Origin of the sequence: Microbacterium sp. LRZ72, from assembly GCF_033792225.1 — a bacterium.
In the GTDB taxonomy this organism is placed as follows: domain Bacteria; phylum Actinomycetota; class Actinomycetes; order Actinomycetales; family Microbacteriaceae; genus Microbacterium.
Window position 1 is genome coordinate 1 of sequence record NZ_JANGEX010000030.1, and the last position, 4,216, is coordinate 4,216.

A 4,216-nucleotide genomic window follows, 5' to 3' on the forward strand; every position below is an offset into this window, starting at 1 on the left:
ACGAACTACATCGCCAGATCACTCCTCGAGTCCGGAGGATTCAGAACCCACCTACACCCTCGATTGCGATGAGCCGCATAAGTGTGGAGACGTGGGGCGTGTACCAACAGATAGCGGGATGCGTGTTGGTATGGGCTCCCGCAGGGGCTCAGGTCAGCGGTAGTTGATGAACTGCAGGTCGACCTCGAGGTCGGCGCCCTTGAGGATGCGGATGACCTCTTGCAGATCGTCTCGGTTCTTCGACTGCACCCGCAGTTCGTCGCCCTGGATCTGCGACTTGACCGACTTCGGTCCCTCATCGCGGATGATCTTGCCGATCTTCTTGGCGTTCTCCTGCGAGATGCCGTCCTTCAGGCTCGAGACGATGCGGTATTCCTTGCCGCTCGCGACGGGCTCGCCGGTGTCGAGGCTCTTGAGCGAGATGCCGCGCTTGATCAGCTTGGACTGGAAGACGTCGAGCACCGCCTTTGCGCGCTCTTCGGTGCCGGCCTTGATGAGGATCTGCTGACCGCTCCACTCGACCGAGGCGCCGGTGCCCTTGAAGTCGTAGCGCTGCTCGACCTCTTTGCGTGCCTGGTTGAGAGCGTTGTCGGCCTCCTGGTGGTCGACCTTGCTGACGATGTCGAAAGATGAATCGGCCATGGCGCGATTCTACCGTCGCTCCGCGGACAGCCGCGCGAGCGCGACCCGCTCGCGGGTGAGACGCTTGCAACCCGGTTGGTAGTGTCGGCCGCATAATGAACGAGCATCCTGCGGATCTGGGTCACCCCGCGAACACGTTCGCGTCTACAACTGTGGGGGACAGGTTCGCCGTCCGATTCGACGCTGGATGGTAGGCAGCGAGATGGGGTCCGCAAAGCTGCCGCTTTGGCGTTCATGGTGGATCTCGGCCGTTGCTGTTGCCGCAGTGATGCTCATAGGCGGTTTCCTCGCGGGCCCCTTCGGAGCGGCAATCATGGCGCTGGGGGCTCTTTTCCTCCTGGTGCCACTGGCTGTCGTTGTCGCCGCAATGTCGCTGACGGCCCGTCGTCAGACGGCGTCCCCTGCGGTCGCCGTGCTCGTGCTCGTGCTCGGGTGGCTCGCGGCGCTCTCAGCAGCTGCTGGCCTGGGAGCGGGACTCGCCGGCATACCGGCGAATGCTCAGTCAGTCTTCTCGCCGCTTCTCACCTGGCTTACCCTCCTGGCCCCCTTCGTTGTCGTCGGTATCGGAGTAGCTGTCGGCGTCTACATCGTCGGATGGCGTCGTTTGCGCAAGGTGCAACGGGACGGCATCGGTTGACATGAGCGATGTGCCACGTGTTGAGGTCGGTGTTCCGTATGCCGGGTGGCCCATCCGTTTGGATGGTGACTACAGTTTCGGGCAGCATTCTTTCTCGGTCGAGCTTCGCGACCGAATTATCGAATGGGGTCACTGCTTCGACGAACACTTCGATGAGGAAGAAGGCTGGACTTCTGAACTCGCGCGTGTTGCACATGCGCGAGAGGGCGAGTTGATTAAAGAACTTGTACAGGAACAACTGGGGGACGAGTACGTCGTCACGCTCAACACCAAGTTCCGAGATGTCCGTGTATCCCGGGAGGGGCGGCGAGGGGGCCGAGCGCGTTAATGGGGGGGCCGCCGGGAGCAACCTCGCGGCAGCTCAGGCTCTCCGCGCCACGAGAGTGGTCGACCCTTTGGCCAGCTCTATGTCGAATGGGCTACTGCCGCCTGCCATTTCGCAGTTCTGGCTCGCGGGGTGCAGGCAGAGGATGCGGTTGTTGCGGGTGCGCCGCTGGGGGCCGTGAACACGGCTAGGGCTATGCGGTCTTGCCATCAGGGTCATAGGCCGCAAAGTCTCCGACTACGCGGATCGATGGGCCGAGTTCGGCTTGCATGTCGTGCACCAGAAGCTCACCGTCGGCGATCCACCTCCGCCCGGTCTCAACGCCCGGCCAGCGGACCTCGTGAAGCGGGTCCAGGACGCGTTCCCACGTACGGTTCCAGGTCCGCAAGCGCTGCCGAATCTCAGGGGAGAGCGGCACTGAAGGGGAAACGATGTCGCCGGCGCACCACTCGGGAAACAGCAGCACGGTACGCATCCGTTCCGCCAACTCATCCGCGTCCATGCCGTCGAGGCTAGCCACTCGAGGGCCGGGGGCGGGTGTGACGACCGCGCGCAGATAGCATCTCGAAGGAATCGGCAGGTACATGACCCGGTTCGATGAGTTGCCGATCGCAGCGCACCACGCCGAAAAGCCGAAAGGCGGAGTGCATACCCGTTTCGCATCTCGGATGCTGGCCGGTGCGGCCATCGCGGTGGGCGCGCTCGCACTGAGCGGATGCGTGGAGTCCGCGCACATTTCGTTCGCCGATCTCGATCGCGAGGCCACCGCCAGGGATGTGCCGCCGGACCGACTCCCGGATGACGCGCTGGGTGGCATGGATCTGGACACGTTTCGCCTCGCGGCCGAGTATGAGGGGGCTCAGGTCTACTTGGCCCGGGGCAACGAGAACGCCTTGGGCGAGGTGGGGAACGGGGACGAACAATCGGTGTGCGTCGTCATCGTCGGTCCGGCTGACGATTACTGGAGCGCGTCGTGCAGCCTTGCGAGCGCGCCGCAACGCATACGGGGGCCCGGCCCGCCGATGTGGATCGTCACGCCGGATGGAGTCGACCGTCCCGACAACGCGGAGCCGCTCTCGGAGAACGTCGCCGTCGTGACCGACACCGGCCTGGGCTAGCACGCAAGCCCCGGGACAGCGACCCCTTCGCAAAGCCACACGGCCGGAATAGTCTCGAAGGGAGCGGCGCAGCTCGCACGGACGCAAGGAGGCGCGCATGTCGGACGGACGGGTCGTGGTCGTCGGAGACGCCCTGATCGACGAGTTGCGCGATGAGCGGGGGGTGCGCGAGTTCGTCGGTGGCGCCGCGCTGAACGTCGCCGTGGGCCTTTCCCGCCTGGGGGTCGCCGCGACCCTCATCGCGATGGTCGGCGACGACGAGGCAGGGGCGAAGATCCGCAGCTACCTCGAGGACTTCGGAGTCGAGCTGATTGCGACCGCATCCCCGGTCGGGTCCTCTCGCGCGGTCAGTGTCCGAGCAAGCGGCGGGGAGCCGACGTATGAGTTCAACGCCGCCGCGCGGGGTCGGCGGATCCGCTTCGGGGAGAGCGAGCGCGCCGCGCTGGCCGCGGCATCCGCCATCGTCATCAGCTGTTTTCCCTTCGACGACGTGGATCAGGCCACGGAGCTCGCGGATGCCGTCGAAGCGAGCACCGCGCCGCTGATCATCGACCCGAATCCGCGCGACGGCATGATGCGCGATCTGGCCGCCTTCGTGTCGGGATTCGAGGCGCTTGTACCGCGTGCCGCCCTCGTGAAGGTGGGCGACGACGACGCGGCGCTGATGTACGAGCAGTCGGTGGATGAGACCGTCGCGCGGATGCGGTCGCTCGGGGCGCCGGTGGTGTTCTGCACGCGCGGGGCCGCGGGTGCCGGAATTCTCGCCGAAGGGATGGATGCGGCGGCGCCGGTCGCGGTGCTGCGCGGACGCGTCGTGGACACCATGGGAGCGGGGGATGCCGCGCTCGCCGCGACGGTCACGGCTCTCATCGACGATGCCGCGCCCCGGACATCGTCGGCGTGGCAGGACGTGCTGGAGGAGACGATGCGCATCGCCGCCGCCACCTGCCGCTTCGAGGGCGCGCTGCTGCGCACACCCGACGAACTGCGCGACGTCGACATCGACAGCATCGGCACGTGAGCCGCGCGGATGCCGACTCCGGCGTGGATTTCGAACCGCTCCGCGGGGAGGGTAAGATAGGGGATCGCGCTTCCGGTCGTCTGAAGAAGTCGGACGGGCGCGCCTGGCGAGTTACCCAAGCGGCCAAAGGGATCTGACTGTAAATCAGCCGTCTTAGACTTCGGGGGTTCGAATCCCTCACTCGCCACCAATGTCCTGAGTCGCGACATCGTTTACGGACGGGTCGCGGCTCAGGGCTTTTTCGTGGGTTCGGTGGGTTGACGGTGACGTGGTGGCGGTGAGTCGGGTCATCGTTGACGGTCTCATTGCTTCTTGGGTTGGTAGTCGCGTGCGGGGTTGATGGTGTGCTCGGCGATGATCTCGCCGGTGTTCGCGTTGCTGACGGAGACGTTTCGGGGCTCTTCGTAATTGACGGTGTAGTCGGGGTGCGCGTGGCGTTGGCGGGGTGGGCGTCGGGGTCTTCCAGGATGGAA

At 65.4% G+C, this 4,216-nt stretch carries 6 protein-coding genes and 1 tRNA gene; 5 read left to right on the forward strand and 2 right to left on the reverse strand.

Going from position 1 to position 4,216, the window contains the following annotated elements:
• Positions 1–153: 153 nt before the first annotated feature.
• Complete coding sequence (locus M4I32_RS15050) at positions 154–642, reverse strand: YajQ family cyclic di-GMP-binding protein (RefSeq protein ID WP_319035299.1); 489 nt, start codon at positions 640–642, stop codon at positions 154–156.
• 313 nt (positions 643–955) lie between these two features.
• Between M4I32_RS15050 and M4I32_RS15055 the strand changes: the two genes are divergently transcribed.
• Positions 956–1,279, forward strand: a complete 324-nt coding sequence (locus tag M4I32_RS15055) for a hypothetical protein (RefSeq protein WP_319035300.1) — start codon at positions 956–958, stop codon at positions 1,277–1,279.
• A gap of 1 nt (position 1,280) precedes the next feature.
• Complete coding sequence (locus M4I32_RS15060; protein ID WP_319035301.1) at positions 1,281–1,607, forward strand: hypothetical protein; 327 nt, start codon at positions 1,281–1,283, stop codon at positions 1,605–1,607.
• 190 nt (positions 1,608–1,797) lie between these two features.
• On the opposite strand, the gene M4I32_RS15065 is transcribed toward M4I32_RS15060, so the two are convergent.
• Complete coding sequence (locus M4I32_RS15065; protein WP_319035302.1) at positions 1,798–2,106, reverse strand: hypothetical protein; 309 nt, start codon at positions 2,104–2,106, stop codon at positions 1,798–1,800.
• Between the two features lie 82 nt (positions 2,107–2,188).
• Here M4I32_RS15065 and M4I32_RS15070 point away from each other — a divergent pair, with 82 nt between their 5' ends.
• The 3 genes from M4I32_RS15070 to M4I32_RS15080 all read left to right on the forward strand — a co-directional run bounded on the left by M4I32_RS15070 (position 2,189) and on the right by M4I32_RS15080 (position 3,933).
• Positions 2,189–2,722, forward strand: coding sequence for a hypothetical protein (locus M4I32_RS15070; protein WP_319035303.1), 534 nt, complete (start codon positions 2,189–2,191; stop codon positions 2,720–2,722).
• Between the two features lie 97 nt (positions 2,723–2,819).
• Entirely contained in the window at positions 2,820–3,743 is a 924-nt protein-coding gene (locus tag M4I32_RS15075) for a PfkB family carbohydrate kinase (protein WP_319035304.1), read from the forward strand.
• 105 nt (positions 3,744–3,848) lie between these two features.
• A tRNA-Tyr gene (locus M4I32_RS15080) sits at positions 3,849–3,933 on the forward strand.
• Positions 3,934–4,216 lie beyond the last annotated feature (283 nt).

Coding starts and splice junctions, on each gene's coding strand:
- M4I32_RS15050 (WP_319035299.1), bottom strand. CDS start 642: ATGGCCGATTCATCTTTCGACATCGTCAGCAAGGTCGACCACCAGGAG.
- M4I32_RS15055 (WP_319035300.1), top strand. CDS start 956: ATGGCGCTGGGGGCTCTTTTCCTCCTGGTGCCACTGGCTGTCGTTGTC.
- M4I32_RS15060 (WP_319035301.1), top strand. CDS start 1,281: ATGAGCGATGTGCCACGTGTTGAGGTCGGTGTTCCGTATGCCGGGTGG.
- M4I32_RS15065 (WP_319035302.1), bottom strand. CDS start 2,106: ATGGACGCGGATGAGTTGGCGGAACGGATGCGTACCGTGCTGCTGTTT.
- M4I32_RS15070 (WP_319035303.1), top strand. CDS start 2,189: ATGACCCGGTTCGATGAGTTGCCGATCGCAGCGCACCACGCCGAAAAG.
- M4I32_RS15075 (WP_319035304.1), top strand. CDS start 2,820: ATGTCGGACGGACGGGTCGTGGTCGTCGGAGACGCCCTGATCGACGAG.